Raw genomic sequence first — 14,726 nt, 5'->3', positions numbered from 1 at the left:
GAAAAGTCCGCGCGATTCTGCCGGATCCGCGGACTTTTCCCGGACTCGACCGCACGCGCCGGCCGCTAGCGGTGCTCGGCGCGCGTGCGGGAGCCGAGTGGGACCGCGAGCAACAGGACCGCGAGCGCGATCCAGACGGCGATGCCCGCGACGATCCCGGCGACGGGACCGGCGACGAAGCTGAAGATGAACAGGACGACACCGCCCGCGAGCACGGCCACGAGGGCGACGGTCGCCTTGACGAACCGGTCGGCGATCGTCACGGCTTTGGGCTTCTCATGACGCCGGAACAGTGCACGATGAAGCGCGACGGGCACCAGCCCGAGTCCGGTGCAGACCGCAGCGAGCAGGACCAGCGCGAGATACGTGGCGGTGAGGACCGGCCCCAGCGACGTGAAGCGCTGCTGGAACGCGATCGTCAGCAGGAACCCGGTGATGATCTGCGTTCCGGTCTGCGTCACGCGCAGTTCCTGGAGGATCTCGTCCCAGTTGCGGTCGGATCGCTGGCTCAGCGACTCGTTGCGGCCGTCTTCCGGGTCGACATCGGGCTTTCCATCGTCCATGCCCGGAACGATAGTCCCGGCGGAGGTGCCGCGTAAGTCGCGGGCCGTCAGGCGTACACGATCGGGCTCGCAATTTCCAGCCCCTGCCCTCGCCGCCGACGCGGTGGGATCATGCGGGCATGGACACGGAATTCACGGGAAGGACGGTCGTCGTCACCGGAGCATCCGGCGGTGTGGGACGCGCGACGGCGGTCGAGTTCGGACGGCTGGGCGCGCGGGTGGCGCTGCTCGCCCGCGGGCAGGCCGGGCTCGACGGGGCCGTCCGCGAGATCGAGCACGCCGGAGGCACGACGCTCGCGATCAGCGTCGACGTGGCCGACGCGGACGCAGTGGATGCGGCCGCGGAGCGCATCGAGGCCGAGCTCGGGCCGATCGACGTCTGGGTCAACGTCGCCTTCTCATCGGTCTTCGCGCCGGTCGCAGAGCTCACGGCTGCCGAGGTCGAGCGGGCGACCGCGGTCACCTATCTGGGCTTCGTCTACGGGACCATGTCGGCGCTGCGGAGGATGCGCACCCGCGGCTCCGGCACGATCGTCCAGGTAGGCTCGGCGCTCGCGTACCGCGGCATCCCGCTGCAGGCGGCCTACTGCGGTGCGAAGCACGCCATCCAGGGTTTCAACGAGTCCCTCCGGTGCGAACTGCTGCACGACAAGAGCCCGATTCGCACGACGATGGTGCAGCTGCCCGCCCTCAACACGCCCCAGTTCAGCTGGGTGCTCTCGCGGCTTCCGCGCCAGGCGCAGCCGGTTCCGCCGATCTACCAGCCGGAGGTCGCGGCGCGCGCGATCGTCTGGGCGGCCGCGCATCCCCAGCGCCGCGAGTACTGGGTGGGCGCGAGCACGGCCGTCACCCTCCTGGTGAACGCGGTGGCGCCCGGGATGCTCGACCGCTACCTCGGGAAGACCGGGTTCGATTCGCAGCAGACGGACGAGCCGCGCAGCGCCGACCAGCCCGCGAACCTCTGGAAGCCGGCCGACGACGACCGGGACTTCGGGTCGCACGGCAGGTTCGACGATCGGGCGGCGTCCCGGAGCCGGCAGTGGTCGTTGACCAAGCACCACCGGAGCGTCGGAGTCGTACTCGGTGCCGCAGCCGCATCTGCGGCCGTCGGGACGATCGCCCTGCTCAGGAAGGCCGCCGCCTAGCCCTGCGTCTCACGAGCGACTGCGCTCGTCGATCGTGATGGCGGCGTTGATCAGGCCGAGGTGGCTGAGACCCTGCGGGAGGTTGCCCCAGAAGGTCTTCTGGTCCTCGTCGATCATCTCGGCCAGCACGCCGACGTCGTTCGGCAGTTTCACCAGCCGGTCCATCAGCGCGACCGCCTCATCCTGCCGGCCGACGCTCGCGAGCGCGGCAGCGAGCCAGAAGGAGCAGGCGACGAAGGGATGCTCGACCGCGTCCATCCCCGAGTACCGGTAGAGCAGCGGTCCGCGCCCGAGCTCGGCGACGATCGCGTCGATGGTGGAGGCCATCCTGGGTCCCCGGTCGAACCCGCTGGGCGCGTGGAGGAGCACCGATGCGTCGAGATCGGAACCGCCGGCGATCATCGTGTAGGCGTGGCGTTCCTCCGACCAGCAGTGCTCGCCGATCCAGTCGCGGATGCGCTCCCGCTCCGCCCGCCACCGGTCCGCGCTGCCGTGCAGCTGCCCCTTCTCCGCCAGGTGGACGGCCGCATCGAGGGCCTGCCAGCATCCCATCTTCGACGAGGTGAAGTGACGCGGCTCGACGAGTTCCCACATCCCGGAGTCCGGCGTGTGCCAGAGGTCGCACGTCCTGTCGGCGACACCCGCGAGCATCCGCTTCGTCTTCTCGTCGAGGATGTTGCCCGCATTCACGTACTCGTGCGCGAGGCCCAGCAGGTCGCCGAAGACACCCAGCTGGAGCTGGTCCTGGGCGCGATTGCCGGCGACGACCGGACCGATCCCGTTCCACCCGGGAACTGCGAACCGCGTGACTCCGTGCGGCACACCGCCGTCGAGGTCGTAGAAGACGTGCAGGTCGGACGGATCGTCCTCGATGGTCTCGAGCAGCCAGGAGAATGCGGCGTGCGTCTCGGTCCGCAGGCCGAACCGCACGAGCGCGCGCACCGAATAGGCGGCGTCCCGCACCCACGCGAACCGGTAGTCCCAGTTCTTGCCGCCATGCGCGCTCTCGGGCAGGGATGTCGTGGCGGCCGCGGCGATGGCCCCGGTCGGCGCGTACACCAGCGACTTCAGCAGCAGTGCGCTCCGCTGGACCTCGGAGGCCCACCTGCCGTCGAACGAGAAGGTCTTCGACCATTCCCGCCAGGTCGCGATCGTGCGATCGATTCCCGCATCGACCGCCTGTGCATCGGGAAGGTGCAGCGGCTCGTTCTCCGTCGCGACCAGGGCGAGGATGTGCCGCGAGCCCGGCGACGTCGTGAACGTCCCCTGCAGGGCGGTCTCCGATTGCGCCGGCTGGCGTCGCCGACGCGGGTGGTGCTCGGTCCCCGTCACCCCGATCGTTACTCCGCCGGCGTGGATGATCGAATGCCGCCCGTCGTGATGGATCCACGGGGATGCGGTGCCGAGCAGGTTCCCCGGCGTCACCGACCAGCGCATCCGCACCTCGCCGTCGACCCCCTCGACGCGCCTGCCCAGTTCGGTCCAGGGGAGGCGCCCTTCGACGCCGGTCACCAGCGCATCCGTCACCCGGACGCTTCCGGTCGGAGTGTGGATGAGCGAGGTGAGGACGTTGGTGCCGCGCACGTAGCGGCGCGAGACGGTGAAGTCGCCGACCGGGGCGAGTTCGATGCAGCCCCCGGATTCCTGGTCGAGGAGGGCAGCGAACACGGGCGTCGAGTTCAGGCTCGGCAGCGGGAGCCAGTCGATGCTGCCGTTGCGTCCGACGAGAGCGATCGTGCGACCATCGCCGATCACGCCGTAGTCGCGCAGCGCCGAGGACAGACTCACTCTGCGACCATCCGCCCGAAACGGCACGAAGGCAAGGGGAGGCTTCGCGATTCTCATCGGAAACATAAACGGCTCCCAGCCGATTCCTTACCGCGCGTGCATCATTGGAACCATGGACGAGAACATGCCGACGGAGCCATTGCCGCCGGCTCAGCAGCCGCAGCCCCCGCAGCCGGGGTATGTGGCACCGCAGGCGCCGGGGTATGTGCCCCAGCAGCAGCCGGCGTATGTCGCGCCGCAGCCCGGCTCCGTGCCGGCGCAGCAGCATCCCCACCAGCATCCGGCCGATGAGCCGTTCTACAAGCGCTACGGCCTCGCCTTCGCGATCTCCACACTGATCCTGGGCGCATTCGTGATCCTCGGATTCGTCGGCGCTGGTGCGTTCGCGGTCGGCAGCGTCATCTCGCACGGCGGTATCGGCATTGGTCACGTCTTCGAGGACCGCGGGCGCCCGGTGCCGGGGATTCCCGGACAGGGCAAGGGCCAGGGCCAGGGCAATGGGCAGGGCGACGGTTCCGGCCAGGGCCAGGGTCAGGGCGCGGCGCCGAACCCGAACTCGGGAACCCAGTTCTCGGTGGTCCGCGGGACGATCACGGACATCTCGGGATCGACGTGGCAGGTCGAGACGCAGAAGGGTGTCTCGGTCACTGTGGAGGTCTCATCCTCGACCCAGTTCGGTTCTCCGATGCAGTCGGAGAGCGCCTCCGATTTCGCGGTCGGCCAAGAGGTCATCGTGCTCGGATCGCGGTCCGGCAGCACGATCAGCGCGGTGCGGGTGCTCGACCTCTCCACCTTCAAGCAGCCGTTGCCGACCGGCCCGGGAACGCCCGTGACGCCGGGGCCGACCCCGAGCAAGTAGCGCCCCGCGCCCCGAGCCGACGCGCGACGAGTCCGGCCGTGTGCCCGCCGGCCCGGGACATCCTCGTCATGTCGAGGTGGCGGGGACGCCTCACTCCGGCGGGTAGCCCGCGGCCAGGGCGCCTAGGCTGGCGCGTCGGAGGCCGCCGCGCTGCGGTAGACCTCGAGCCCGCCCGCGAGCAGCGTGATCCCGAAGCCGAAGCCGCCCGCCGCATCCTCGTCGTCCAGGCCGCCCGAGTCGCGCGCCGCACCGAGGCTGCTGGCCTGCAGGTGCTGCTGCTCGCGTGAGACGTGGCCGAGGATGAAGTGCAGCACCGCACGCGCCGCCGCAGAGCCCGTCCGCTCGTCGAAGCCTCCGCGCTCGATCGCCGCCGCGAGCCGCCGCTCCGCCTGGTCGCCGCCGAGCCCGAGCGCGAGAGTGCTCGAGACGACCTCCGCACCGTCCCGGTAGGCGAGGAGAGCATCCCGCAGCGCCCCGGCCTCCGAGTGCAGGTCGGCACGCCAGTCCTGCGTCGGCGGCGCGACGCGCACCTGGTCGAGGATGCTGTCGCTGACGGCAGCGAGCAACGACTGCTTGTTCGGGAAGTGCCAGTACAGGGCGCTCGGTTGCACGTTGAGCACGGAGGCGAGCCGACGCATCGTGAGATCGGGCAGGCCCAGCTCGTCGAGCACGGAGAGGGCGGCGCGCGTGACGTCCTGCTGCGTGTGGCGGATGAGGCGGGTGCTGGTCTCGTCCGGGTTGTCCATTCCGCCAGTATAGTGAACACTGTTCAGGTGAACGGCGTTCAGGTGAACGGTGTTCATGATCCCGATTGGAGCGCAACCGTGAAGACTTCCCGTGCCATCGACCCGCGTGACCTCGCCAAAGTCGCCGTCTTCGCGGCGCTCATCGCCGTTCTCGGGCTCCCCGGTGCGATCCCCGTCTTCGGCGGCGCCGTGCCCATCACCGCCCAGACCCTCGGGGTCATGCTGGCCGGCGCGATCCTCGGGCCGTGGCTCGGCGCTCTCTCCGTCATCGTGTTCGAAGTGCTCGTCGCCCTCGGCCTTCCGCTGCTCTCCGGCGGCCGCGGGGGAATCAGCGTGTTCGTCGGACCGTCGGCCGGCTACCTCTTCGGATGGATCGCCGGCTCGTTCGTCATCGGCCTGATCCTCTGGGCGCGCAGCAGCAAGCCGACCTGGCTGCGCGCGTTCGTCGCCTGCCTCGTCGGCGGCATCGGCGTGATCTACGCGATCGGCATCCCCGTGCAGGCATGGGTGACCCACCTCGCCATCAGCCAGACCGCACTGCTCAGCCTCGCCTTCATCCCCGGCGATGTCCTCAAAGCAGTCCTGGCCGCCACCATCACGATGCTTCTCTGGCGCGCCTATCCGCCCGCGTTCACCGCGTACAGCACACGTCGCGCGGCGAAGCCGAAGAAAGCGGAGGCCGACGACCTGGTGGATGTGGAATGACCCGTCCCGGGTGGATCGCGCGGGGCGAGCAGCGGTTGTCGGCGGCCGATATCGACGCCGCGGCAGAGCGCGCGGCCGGCCGCTGCGAGCGACACGCACGGATCGAGCCGATCCGGACCCCGGATGCGCTCGAGGCGCTGATCGAGGCCTTCGCGGTCCGGTCCGCGGGTGGCATCCCGGTGATCGGAGACGACCGCTGGGAGGAACAGCAGTGGCGTGACCTGCAGCGCACCTGCGGAACCCTGGTCGCTCCTCCGGGACTCGCCTGGGCGACGCTGACCTCAGGAAGCACGCGCACGCCGCGGCTGATCCTCCGGACGAACGCGTCGTGGTCCGCCTCCCACCCGGCGATCGCCGAGCTCGTCGGCCTCACCCCCGAGTCGGTCGTCTACCTCCCGGTCCACCTGGTTTCGTCGATGTCGATGTTCTCGGTCGCGATGTCCCGCGCTCTCGGCCACAGCATCCGTCTGCCGCGGCTGCGCCAGCCGGTCGCCGACGACCTCGCGGACGCAACACACGTGCACGCGACGCCGCTGCTGTTCGAGCGCATCCTGGACCTGGTCGACAAGGGCGCGTCCCACCGGCTGAGCGCCGCCCTCATCGGTGGCGCCGGGCTCGATCCCGCCCTGCGGGCACGTGCGACCGACCACGGCATCCAGGTCGTCACCTACTACGGGGCGGCCGAGCTGTCGTTCGTCGCGTTCGACGATGACGGCTCGGGGTTGCGGATGTTTCCCGGCGTGCAGTCGCGGATCGACGACGCCGGACGGCTCTGGGTGCGCTCGCCGTATCTCGCAGCCGGGTACGCGGGCGACCGACGCGGCCCGTTCGAGGTCGGCGAGGACGGATGGGCGACTGTCGGCGATCTCGCGGTGATCGACGGCGACGGCCGCCTGACTCTCCGCGGGCGGGCGGACGGCGCCATCCTCACCGCGGGCGCGACCGTGGTCCCCGAAGAGGTCGAGGCCGTCCTGCGCTCCGTCCCCGGCATCCGGGAGGCCGTCGTGTTCGGCGAGTCCTCCCACGGGACGGACGCCCTCGTGACCGCCGTCGTCGAACTCGATCCCGGCAGCCGGATCACCGCGCCGGAACTGCGGGAGCGGATGCGCGAGGCCCTCATGCTGCCTCACCGGCCCCGCCTCTGGTACGCGATGGAGAGCATCCCTCTGACCCCGACCGGCAAGCCGGCGCGCGGACGTGTGCGCGCAGCCGTCGCGAACGGGGAGGTGTCCCGCCTTGGCCGGTGAACACGCGGCGACCATCGTGGCCGCCCGTCGCACACCGATCGCGACGCGGGGCGGGCGGCTCGCGCAGCATCCGGTGGATGCGCTGGCCGCGTCGGCGATCCGCGCGGCGGTCGACGACGCGGAAGGGCGCGTGGGTCACGGACTGCGCATCGCGGACGTCGTGATCGGCAACTGCATGGGCCCGGGTGGCAACACAGCGCGCGTGGCGGCGCTCGCCGCGGGACTCGACGTGATCGTGCCCGGGATGACGGTCGACCGCCAGTGCGGGAGCGGACTCGCGGCGATCATCACCGGTGCCGGTCTCATCCGGGCGGGCGACGCCCGGGCCGTGGTCGCCGGGGGCGCGGAGAGTGCTTCGACAGCACCGGTCCGCGTGCTGGACGGCCGTCCGTATGCGCGCGCTCCCTTCACACCCGTCGGCCACCTCGACCCCGACATGCTCCCCGCCGCCGAGGCGCTCGGGCAGCGATTCGGGATCTCGCGCGCGGAACAGGACGCGTATGCGCTCCGGAGCCACCGGGCCGCGGGGAACGCCATCCGCGACGGACGGTTCGATGACGAGCTGGTCACCGTCAGCACCACGTCCGCCGATGACAGACCCCGGGCAGCGCTGGACCGGATGCTCCCGCGCTTCCCACCGCTCGCGGGAGGCGCGGTGACGGCGGGTAATTCGAGCCGCATCAGTGACGGAGCGGCGGCCGTCGTGGTCGTCGACGACGCGGTGCGCGCATCCGCTCCCGGGCTCCGCCTGGTCGCGTCCGCGACGATCGGATGCGACCCCGCGCTCCCCGGGATCGGGCCGGTTCCGGCCGTCGAACGGGTCCTCGCGCTCGCCGGAGTCTCCCTCGATGAGGTCGCAGCCGTCGAGATCGTCGAGGCCTTCGCCGCCCAGACCCTGGCGGTGCTCGAGTCCCTCGGGCTGCACGGCGAGGGCCGCACCGACCCGCGTGTCTGCTCCGACGGCGGCACTCTCGCCCTCGGCCATCCGTGGGGCGCGAGCGGAGCGGTCTCGGTCGTCCGCCTGTTCTCGCGGCTGGTGCGCGGCGGCGCGTCGGCGGGCAGTCTCGGCCTCGCCACGGCGGCGGTCGGCGGCGGCATGGGAGTCGCAGCACTCTTCGAGGTCGTCCGGTGAGCGAGCGACGGATCGTCTTCGACGACGCCGCGGTCGAGTTCGGCGGCGTTGCGGCCCTCGCGAACGTGTCGGTCACGCTCGACGAGCAGCGGATCGCCGTGATCGGGAGCAACGGATCGGGAAAGTCGACGTTCGCTAGGCTCCTGAACGCCCTCACCCGGCCGACATCTGGAACCGTCCACGTCCACGGCCTCGACACCGTGCGGCAGCAGAAGGAACTGCGCCGCCGGGTCGGCTTCGTCTTCAGCAACCCGGATGCGCAGATCATCATGCCGACCGTGGCGGAGGACGTCGCCTACTCGCTGCGCGGAAGCGGCGTCGGCAAGGCGGAGATCGCCGCGACGGTCGAGGAGGCGCTCCGCCGGTTCGGCCTCACCGCGCTGCGGGACTCCCCGGCGCACCTGCTCTCCGGTGGCCAGAAGCAGCTGCTCAGCCTGTGCGCGGTGCTCGTCTCCGGCCCGTCGCTTGTGGTCGCCGACGAGCCGACCGCTCTTCTCGACGCTGTCAACAGCCGCCGGATGGAGCGGTACCTGCTCGACGAGATGGACCAGCAGCTCGTGCTCGTCACCCACGATCTGCGCCTCGCCGCTCGCTGCGACGTGGCGATCCGTTTCGACGGCGGCCGGCTGGTCGACCGCGGCCACCCGGCCGAGGTCATCGCGCGCTACGAGGAGGCGTTCGCGTGATCCCGCTCCACGTCGATGGCACGAGTCCGGTGCACCGGATGCCGGCCGGGCTCAAGCTCGGGCTGATGATCGTCGTGCTCACGCTGATCTCGCTCACGACGGATGGTCGGCTCCTGGCCGCGTGGGGCCTCGTCGTCGTCGGTGCATATGCCCTCGCCGGCATGCTTCGCAGCCAGCTCTTCCGGCAGGTCCACCTGATGCGGTGGATCATCGTGGTCACCCTGGTCGGGCAGCTGCTCTTCGTCGGAGAGACGGCGGCCGTGCTCAACACGTCGCGGATCGTCATCCTGATCCTCGCAGCGGCGCTCGTCACGCTCACCACGCCCCTCTCCGAGATGCTCGAAACGATCGAACGCCTCGTGGGGAGGTTCCGGAGGTTCGGAGCGGACCCTGAAGCGGTCGGCACCGTGCTCATGATCGCGATCACGAGCATCCCGGTGATCGCATCGCACGTCGGCCGGGTGCGCGAGGCGTACCGCGCGCGTCGGGCGGGGACGAACATCGTGGCCATGACCTCGACGATGCTCGTGCTCGCCATCAAGCACGCGGACCAGCTCGGGGACGCACTCGTCGCCCGCGGCGGTCACGCAGGGAGCCGGCGATGATCCGCGTGTACGGAGCGACGGTCGACGAACAGACCCGGTGCATCCACTACCGCACCGAGACCGACATCATCGCCATCAAGTTCTGGTGCTGCGGCCGTTACTACCCCTGCCACCTCTGCCACGCGGAGGCGGCAGGTCACGAAGCGCGCCAGTGGCCGGTCGCCGAGCAGGATACGAAGGCGATCCTCTGCGGGGTGTGCAAGACGGAGTTGCCCATCTCCACGTATGTGTCCGTCCTGGCCTGTCCCGCTTGCGGTTCTGCGTTCAACCCCGGCTGCCGCCTCCACACCCACCTGTATTTCGAGGTCGAGAATCACCGTTCGAGCCGAGAATCGCCCGTGTAACGGGTCCTCTCGGCGCGAACGGCGACTCTCGCGCGGGCAGGTGCTTGCGGGAGGGTGTCGTAGATGCGGGCCCACTCGGCCTCGTAGTGCACGGGGTCGATGGTGCCGGCGCGGCGGCGCGCATCCAGGGCCACGAGGGAGGCGGTCGTCTCGCGCAGCAGCGCGGCGTCGCCGTACTCCTCGAGTTCGCCGTGGATGTAGACGCTGACGACGGTCAGCGAGCGGATGCGCGGCCGGACCGAACGCGTCAGCGCCGCTCCGAGCCAGAAGCCGGCCAGGTACGGTGCGCCCACGGCGATGGTCGCCGGGATGGGCGGCCAGAGATCGCCCACCGTGGCCAGCAGGACGATGCCCAGGACGGCGCCGCCGACCGGCCACGTGTGCATGAAGTGCAGCGCGCGCCGTTCGGCACGCGTCGTCCCCGGGGGATAGACGGACAACCGGTCGCGTCGCCACATGTTCCGGTTCACCGGCGAGACGTCGGCGGTTCCCCAGGGCTTGTCGCCCTCGGTCAGTCTGCGCAGGATTTCGACCACGAGAACAGGATGCGCTCGGCCGGGAGCCGTCGGCCGAATCCTTGCGAACTCCATACGGCCGCGGGGCGAATGCTAACGCGGCGCTGACGCGGTGGCCGCAAGGCGTCTCACCGCACGTGTTGCGTCTCACCGCACTAGTCCGAACGCGTGCGGTGAGACGGAACTAGTGCGAAGGGCCGCCACAGGCCGCCACCGCCGGAGGAAAGGCGTTAGGACCGGGCGCCGGAGCGTATGGGTTCCGTTAGGACGCCGTCGGCGGCACCGCGCAGCGAGTTACATGAGTCCTTGGGTTCCGGCAGGTCGCCGGTTCCCGCATCCCGTCAGCGGATGCGAACCCTCGGATGGAGATATTCGGTGCTGGACATCGTTTGTGTGTTGGGGATCCTCGCGCTCGCCGCGATCGTGGCCCTGGTCGGCAGAGGGGTGGAGAAGCTGTGATCGTCTTCGACCTGCTCGCGGTGGCGCTCGCCGTCGCATCCCTCGCCTACCTCGTGTATGCCCTGCTGAAGCCGGAGAAGTTCTAGATGACCGCGTGGCTCTTCGTGGCGCAGTTCGCCACGCTCATCCTGCTGCTCGCGCTCACCTACCGCCCGCTCGGCGACTACATGGCCGCGACCTTCACGTCGAGGAAGGACCTGAGGATCGAGCGCGGGTTCTACCGGCTCATCGGCGTCGACTCCCGCGTCGAGCAGAGCTGGCCCGTCTACCTCCGCAGCGTCCTGATCTTCTCGGTGCTCGGCGTGCTCTTCCTCTACCTGCTGCAGCGCGTGCAGGCGATCCTCCCGTACTCGCTCGGGCTCCCGGCGGTCCCGGAAGGGCTCTCGTTCAACACGGCCATCTCCTTCGTCACCAACACCAACTGGCAGTCGTACTCGCCCGAGGTGACAATGGGCTACAGCGTGCAGATCGCCGGCCTGGCCGTGCAGAACTTCCTCTCTGCAGCGGTCGGCATCGCCGTCGCGATGACCGTGGTGCGCGGCTTCGCTGCACACCGGAGCGGAACAATCGGCAACCTGTGGGTGGATGTGACCCGCGCCACCCTGCGCATCCTGCTTCCGCTCTCCGCCGTCTTCGCAATCATCCTGATCATCGGCGGCACCGTGCAGAACTTCAACGGCTTCGAGCACGTCACCTCCGTCACCGGTGCAACGGTGACGATCCCAGGCGGGCCGGTCGCCTCGCAGGAGGCGATCAAGGAACTCGGCACGAACGGCGGTGGCTTCTTCAACGTCAACTCGGCGCATCCGTTCGAGAACCCGACCGCGTGGACGAACCTCGTCGAGATCTTCCTGCTGCTGCTCATCCCGTTCGCGCTCCCGCGCACGTTCGGCCGGATGGTCGGTGACAACCGGCAGGGCTACGCAATCCTCGGTGCGATGTCGACCATCTACGTGGTCACCCTGGTCTCGATGACCGTGTTCGAACTGCAGGCCGGTGGCACGGCAACGACGGCGGCGGGCGCCGCGATGGAAGGCAAGGAGCAGCGGTTCGGGATCATCGGCTCCACGCTGTTCGCCAATTCGACGACACTGACCTCGACCGGTGCCGTCGACTCGATGCACGACAGCTTCACTCCCCTCGGCGGAATGATCGCGATGGTGAACATGATGACCGGTGAGGTCGCGCCCGGCGGTGTCGGATCCGGCCTGTACGGCATCCTGATCATCGCCATCATCGCGGTGTTCCTCGCGGGCCTCATGGTCGGACGCACGCCGGAGTACCTCGGCAAGAAGATCGGAGCGCGCGAGATCAAGCTCGCGAGCCTCTACATCCTCACCACGCCGACGCTCGTGCTGCTCGGCACCGGGCTCAGCTTTGCGATTCCCGCGGTCGAGCAGTCGATCACGAAGCTTTCGATCTGGAACCCTGGGCCGCACGGCTTCTCCGAAGTGCTGTACGCCTTCACGTCCGCCGCGAACAACAACGGTTCGGCCTTCGCAGGCCTGACCGCGAACACCCCGTGGCTGAATGCCGCGCTCGGCACCGCCATGTTCCTCGGCCGGTTCCTCCCGATCGTGTTCGTCATCGCCCTCGCCGGCTCGCTGGCCGCCCAGGACAAGGTGCCCGCGACCGCTGGCACGCTCCCGACGCACCGACCGCTGTTCGTCACCCTCGTGGTCGGCACGGTGGTCATCGTCGCCGCACTCACCTACTTCCCCGTTCTTGCGCTGGGTCCCCTGGCAGAAGGGCTTCACTAACCGATGTCCACACTCACTGAGACCGTTCCACCGAGCGCTAAGAAGACCGGCCAGAAGGCGCCCCAGGGCGCATTCAGCGCCGGGCAGTTGCTCGCCGGGCTCCCCGGGGCGTTCCGCAAGCTCAACCCGAAGGACATGTGGCACAACCCCGTCATGTTCATCGTGGAGATCGGCGCGGGGCTCACCACGGCGCTCGCGATCGCGCAGCCGTTCCTCGGCCCGCAGACCTCGGGCGGCTCGCCCGTCACGCTCGGCTTCACCTGGGCGATCGCGATCTGGCTCTGGCTCACCGTGCTCTTCGCGACGCTCGCCGAGTCGGTCGCCGAAGGCCGCGGCAAGGCCCAGGCGGCCAGCCTGCGCAAGACCCGCACCACGACCATCGCGAACCGGGTCGCGAACTACGACGAGAAAGCGGATGCGGATGCGCTGACCGCCCAGGTCGACCAGATCGCCTCGGCGGACCTGCGACTGAACGACGTCGTCATCGTCACGGCCGGGGAGCTCATCCCGGGCGACGGCGACATCGTCCGGGGCATCGCCTCGGTCGACGAGTCGGCGATCACCGGCGAGTCGGCCCCGGTGGTCCGCGAATCCGGTGGTGACCGCAGCGCCGTCACCGGTGGCACGCGCGTGCTGTCCGACCGGATCGTCGTGCGGATCACCAGCAAGCCGGGCGAGACGTTCGTCGACCGCATGATCAAGCTGGTCGAGGGCGCGGCGCGGCAGAAGACGCCGAACGAGATCGCGCTGAACATCCTGCTGGCCGCCCTCACGATCATCTTCGTGGTGGTCGTGCTCGTGCTCGGTCCGACCGCCGGGTTCGCGAATGCTGCGCCCGGCGTCACCGTTCTCGTGGCGCTGCTGGTCTGCCTCATCCCGACCACGATCGGTGCGCTGCTGTCCGCGATCGGCATCGCCGGCATGGACCGGCTCGTGCAGCACAACGTGCTCGCGATGTCGGGTCGTGCGGTCGAGGCCGCCGGGGACGTGACGACCCTGCTGCTCGACAAGACCGGAACCATCACCTACGGCAACCGGCAGGCCGCGGAGTTCACGCCGGTCTCCGGCGTCGAACAACTCGACCTCGTCACGGCGGCCGCCCTGGCTTCGCTCAGCGACCCGACGCCCGAGGGTTCATCCGTCGTGGCGCTGGCCGAGATGCAGGGGTTCGCCAACACGGGCGAGCGGGCGGGCGAGGTCGTGCCGTTCACGGCGCAGACCCGGATGAGCGGCGTCGACTTCTCCGACGGCGGCCAGGTGCGCAAGGGCGCCGCATCCATGCTCATCGCCTGGGCGCAGGAGTCGGGGCCGATCGCGGCGTCGATCCTCAGCGACCTGGACGAGAAGGTGGCCGAGATCTCGCGGGCGGGCGGAACGCCGCTCGCGGTCGCGACGAAATCGCCGGACGACACCGCGACCATCCTCGGCGTCATCTACCTGAAGGACATCGTCAAGACCGGGCTCGCGGACCGCTTCGCGGACATGCGCCGGATGGGCATCCGCACCGTCATGATCACAGGCGACAACCCCATCACCGCGCAGGCGATCGCCGCAGAGGCCGGTGTCGACGACTTCCTCGCCGAGGCCACACCCGAGGACAAGCTGGCTCTGATCCGCAAGGAGCAGGAGGGCGGCAATCTGGTCGCGATGACCGGCGACGGTACCAACGACGCCCCGGCGCTCGCACAGGCCGATGTCGGCGTGGCCATGAATACCGGCACGTCGGCGGCGAAGGAGGCCGGCAACATGGTCGACCTCGACTCCGACCCGACGAAGCTGATCGACATCGTCAGCATCGGCAAGCAGCTGCTCATCACGCGCGGTGCGCTGACCACGTTCTCGATCGCCAACGACGTCGCGAAGTATTTCGCGATCATCCCGGCGATGTTCGTCGGCGTGTTCCCCGGGCTCAAGGCGATCAACATCATGCAGCTGCACTCGCCGTCGTCGGCCATCCTGTCGGCGATCATCTTCAACGCGATCATCATCGTGATCCTGATCCCGCTCGCCCTCCGCGGCGTGCGCTACCGGCCGTCATCCGCATCCGTGCTGCTGCGCAGCAACCTGCTCATCTACGGCCTCGGCGGGATCATCGCCCCCTTCATCGGAATCAAGCTGATCGACCTGATCGTCAGCCTGATCCCCGGATTCTAGAAACGGAACGGACACTCA

The 14,726-nt window shown here is 69.5% G+C and carries 15 protein-coding genes; 11 read left to right on the top strand and 4 right to left on the bottom strand.

From position 1 onward, the window contains the following. Nucleotides 1-65: 65 nt before the first annotated feature. Complete coding sequence (locus ACV7NN_RS09340) at nt 66-563, bottom strand: DUF6328 family protein (RefSeq protein ID WP_463349296.1); 498 nt, start codon at nt 561-563, stop codon at nt 66-68. 119 nt (nt 564-682) lie between these two features. Here ACV7NN_RS09340 and ACV7NN_RS09335 point away from each other — a divergent pair, with 119 nt between their 5' ends. Next, nucleotides 683-1,708 (top strand): SDR family oxidoreductase, encoded by a 1,026-nt coding sequence (locus ACV7NN_RS09335; protein ID WP_463349295.1) that lies wholly within the window; start codon nt 683-685, stop codon nt 1,706-1,708. Between the two features lie 9 nt (nt 1,709-1,717). Here the strand turns inward: ACV7NN_RS09335 and ACV7NN_RS09330 are convergent, their stop codons facing one another. Beyond that, nucleotides 1,718-3,553 carry a glycoside hydrolase family 15 protein gene (locus ACV7NN_RS09330; RefSeq protein WP_463351271.1) on the bottom strand — a complete coding sequence of 612 codons (1,836 nt, stop codon included), beginning with the start codon at nt 3,551-3,553 and terminating at the stop codon, nt 1,718-1,720. Between the two features lie 55 nt (nt 3,554-3,608). On the opposite strand from ACV7NN_RS09330, the gene ACV7NN_RS09325 reads away from it, so the two are divergent. Then, a complete protein-coding gene (locus tag ACV7NN_RS09325; RefSeq protein ID WP_463349294.1) occupies nt 3,609-4,355 on the top strand; it encodes a DUF5666 domain-containing protein in 747 nt (248 codons plus the stop codon). 122 nt (nt 4,356-4,477) lie between these two features. Here the strand turns inward: ACV7NN_RS09325 and ACV7NN_RS09320 are convergent, their stop codons facing one another. Beyond that, complete coding sequence (locus tag ACV7NN_RS09320) at nt 4,478-5,101, bottom strand: TetR family transcriptional regulator (protein WP_463349293.1); 624 nt, start codon at nt 5,099-5,101, stop codon at nt 4,478-4,480. Nucleotides 5,102-5,179: 78 nt separating this feature from the next. On the opposite strand from ACV7NN_RS09320, the gene ACV7NN_RS09315 reads away from it, so the two are divergent. The 6 genes from ACV7NN_RS09315 to ACV7NN_RS09290 are packed head-to-tail and all read left to right on the top strand — an operon-like array spanning nt 5,180 to nt 9,820. Then, nucleotides 5,180-5,806 carry a biotin transporter BioY gene (locus ACV7NN_RS09315; RefSeq protein ID WP_463349292.1) on the top strand — a complete coding sequence of 209 codons (627 nt, stop codon included), beginning with the start codon at nt 5,180-5,182 and terminating at the stop codon, nt 5,804-5,806. After that, on the top strand, nt 5,803-7,053 hold the full coding sequence (locus tag ACV7NN_RS09310) for a class I adenylate-forming enzyme family protein (RefSeq protein WP_463349291.1): 1,251 nt from the start codon (nt 5,803-5,805) through the stop codon (nt 7,051-7,053). The genes ACV7NN_RS09315 and ACV7NN_RS09310 overlap by 4 nt, the downstream gene beginning before the upstream one ends. Further along, complete coding sequence (locus ACV7NN_RS09305) at nt 7,043-8,185, top strand: thiolase family protein (protein WP_463349290.1); 1,143 nt, start codon at nt 7,043-7,045, stop codon at nt 8,183-8,185. The genes ACV7NN_RS09310 and ACV7NN_RS09305 overlap by 11 nt, the downstream gene beginning before the upstream one ends. Continuing rightward, nucleotides 8,182-8,871 (top strand): energy-coupling factor ABC transporter ATP-binding protein, encoded by a 690-nt coding sequence (locus ACV7NN_RS09300; RefSeq protein WP_463349289.1) that lies wholly within the window; start codon nt 8,182-8,184, stop codon nt 8,869-8,871. The genes ACV7NN_RS09305 and ACV7NN_RS09300 overlap by 4 nt, the downstream gene beginning before the upstream one ends. Further along, nucleotides 8,868-9,476: an energy-coupling factor transporter transmembrane component T family protein gene (locus ACV7NN_RS09295; protein WP_463349288.1), complete on the top strand. Its 609-nt coding sequence runs from the start codon at nt 8,868-8,870 to the stop codon at nt 9,474-9,476. The genes ACV7NN_RS09300 and ACV7NN_RS09295 overlap by 4 nt, the downstream gene beginning before the upstream one ends. After that, on the top strand, nt 9,473-9,820 hold the full coding sequence (locus ACV7NN_RS09290) for a CHY zinc finger protein (RefSeq protein WP_463349287.1): 348 nt from the start codon (nt 9,473-9,475) through the stop codon (nt 9,818-9,820). The genes ACV7NN_RS09295 and ACV7NN_RS09290 overlap by 4 nt, the downstream gene beginning before the upstream one ends. Here the strand turns inward: ACV7NN_RS09290 and ACV7NN_RS09285 are convergent. Continuing rightward, nucleotides 9,790-10,356, bottom strand: a complete 567-nt coding sequence (locus ACV7NN_RS09285) for a DUF6611 family protein (RefSeq protein WP_463349286.1) — start codon at nt 10,354-10,356, stop codon at nt 9,790-9,792. The two genes, ACV7NN_RS09290 and ACV7NN_RS09285, sit on opposite strands and share 31 nt — an antisense overlap. Before the next feature lie 434 nt (nt 10,357-10,790). Here ACV7NN_RS09285 and kdpF point away from each other — a divergent pair, with 434 nt between their 5' ends. Genes kdpF through kdpB form a run of 3 tightly spaced genes read left to right on the top strand, consistent with a single transcriptional unit; the run spans nt 10,791 to nt 14,708 of the window. Further along, nucleotides 10,791-10,880 (top strand): K(+)-transporting ATPase subunit F, encoded by a 90-nt coding sequence (gene kdpF, locus ACV7NN_RS09280; protein WP_463349285.1) that lies wholly within the window; start codon nt 10,791-10,793, stop codon nt 10,878-10,880. Continuing rightward, nucleotides 10,881-12,554 carry a potassium-transporting ATPase subunit KdpA gene (gene kdpA, locus ACV7NN_RS09275; RefSeq protein WP_463349284.1) on the top strand — a complete coding sequence of 558 codons (1,674 nt, stop codon included), beginning with the start codon at nt 10,881-10,883 and terminating at the stop codon, nt 12,552-12,554. 3 nt (nt 12,555-12,557) lie between these two features. Next, nucleotides 12,558-14,708: a potassium-transporting ATPase subunit KdpB gene (gene kdpB / locus ACV7NN_RS09270; protein ID WP_463349283.1), complete on the top strand. Its 2,151-nt coding sequence runs from the start codon at nt 12,558-12,560 to the stop codon at nt 14,706-14,708. Nucleotides 14,709-14,726 lie beyond the last annotated feature (18 nt).

Source organism: Leifsonia sp. Ger2509, assembly GCF_055231915.1.
This window is presented reverse-complemented; position numbering and strand designations above follow the sequence as displayed.

What these genes read in the sequence shown, in the direction of transcription:
- ACV7NN_RS09340 (WP_463349296.1), bottom strand. Translation starts at nt 563, where the DNA reads ATGGACGATGGAAAGCCCGATGTCGACCCGGAAGACGGCCGCAACGAG.
- ACV7NN_RS09335 (WP_463349295.1), top strand. Translation starts at nt 683, where the DNA reads ATGGACACGGAATTCACGGGAAGGACGGTCGTCGTCACCGGAGCATCC.
- ACV7NN_RS09330 (WP_463351271.1), bottom strand. Translation starts at nt 3,553, where the DNA reads ATGAGAATCGCGAAGCCTCCCCTTGCCTTCGTGCCGTTTCGGGCGGAT.
- ACV7NN_RS09325 (WP_463349294.1), top strand. Translation starts at nt 3,609, where the DNA reads ATGGACGAGAACATGCCGACGGAGCCATTGCCGCCGGCTCAGCAGCCG.
- ACV7NN_RS09320 (WP_463349293.1), bottom strand. Translation starts at nt 5,101, where the DNA reads ATGGACAACCCGGACGAGACCAGCACCCGCCTCATCCGCCACACGCAG.
- ACV7NN_RS09310 (WP_463349291.1), top strand. Translation starts at nt 5,803, where the DNA reads ATGACCCGTCCCGGGTGGATCGCGCGGGGCGAGCAGCGGTTGTCGGCG.
- ACV7NN_RS09290 (WP_463349287.1), top strand. Translation starts at nt 9,473, where the DNA reads ATGATCCGCGTGTACGGAGCGACGGTCGACGAACAGACCCGGTGCATC.
- kdpA (WP_463349284.1), top strand. Translation starts at nt 10,881, where the DNA reads ATGACCGCGTGGCTCTTCGTGGCGCAGTTCGCCACGCTCATCCTGCTG.
- kdpB (WP_463349283.1), top strand. Translation starts at nt 12,558, where the DNA reads ATGTCCACACTCACTGAGACCGTTCCACCGAGCGCTAAGAAGACCGGC.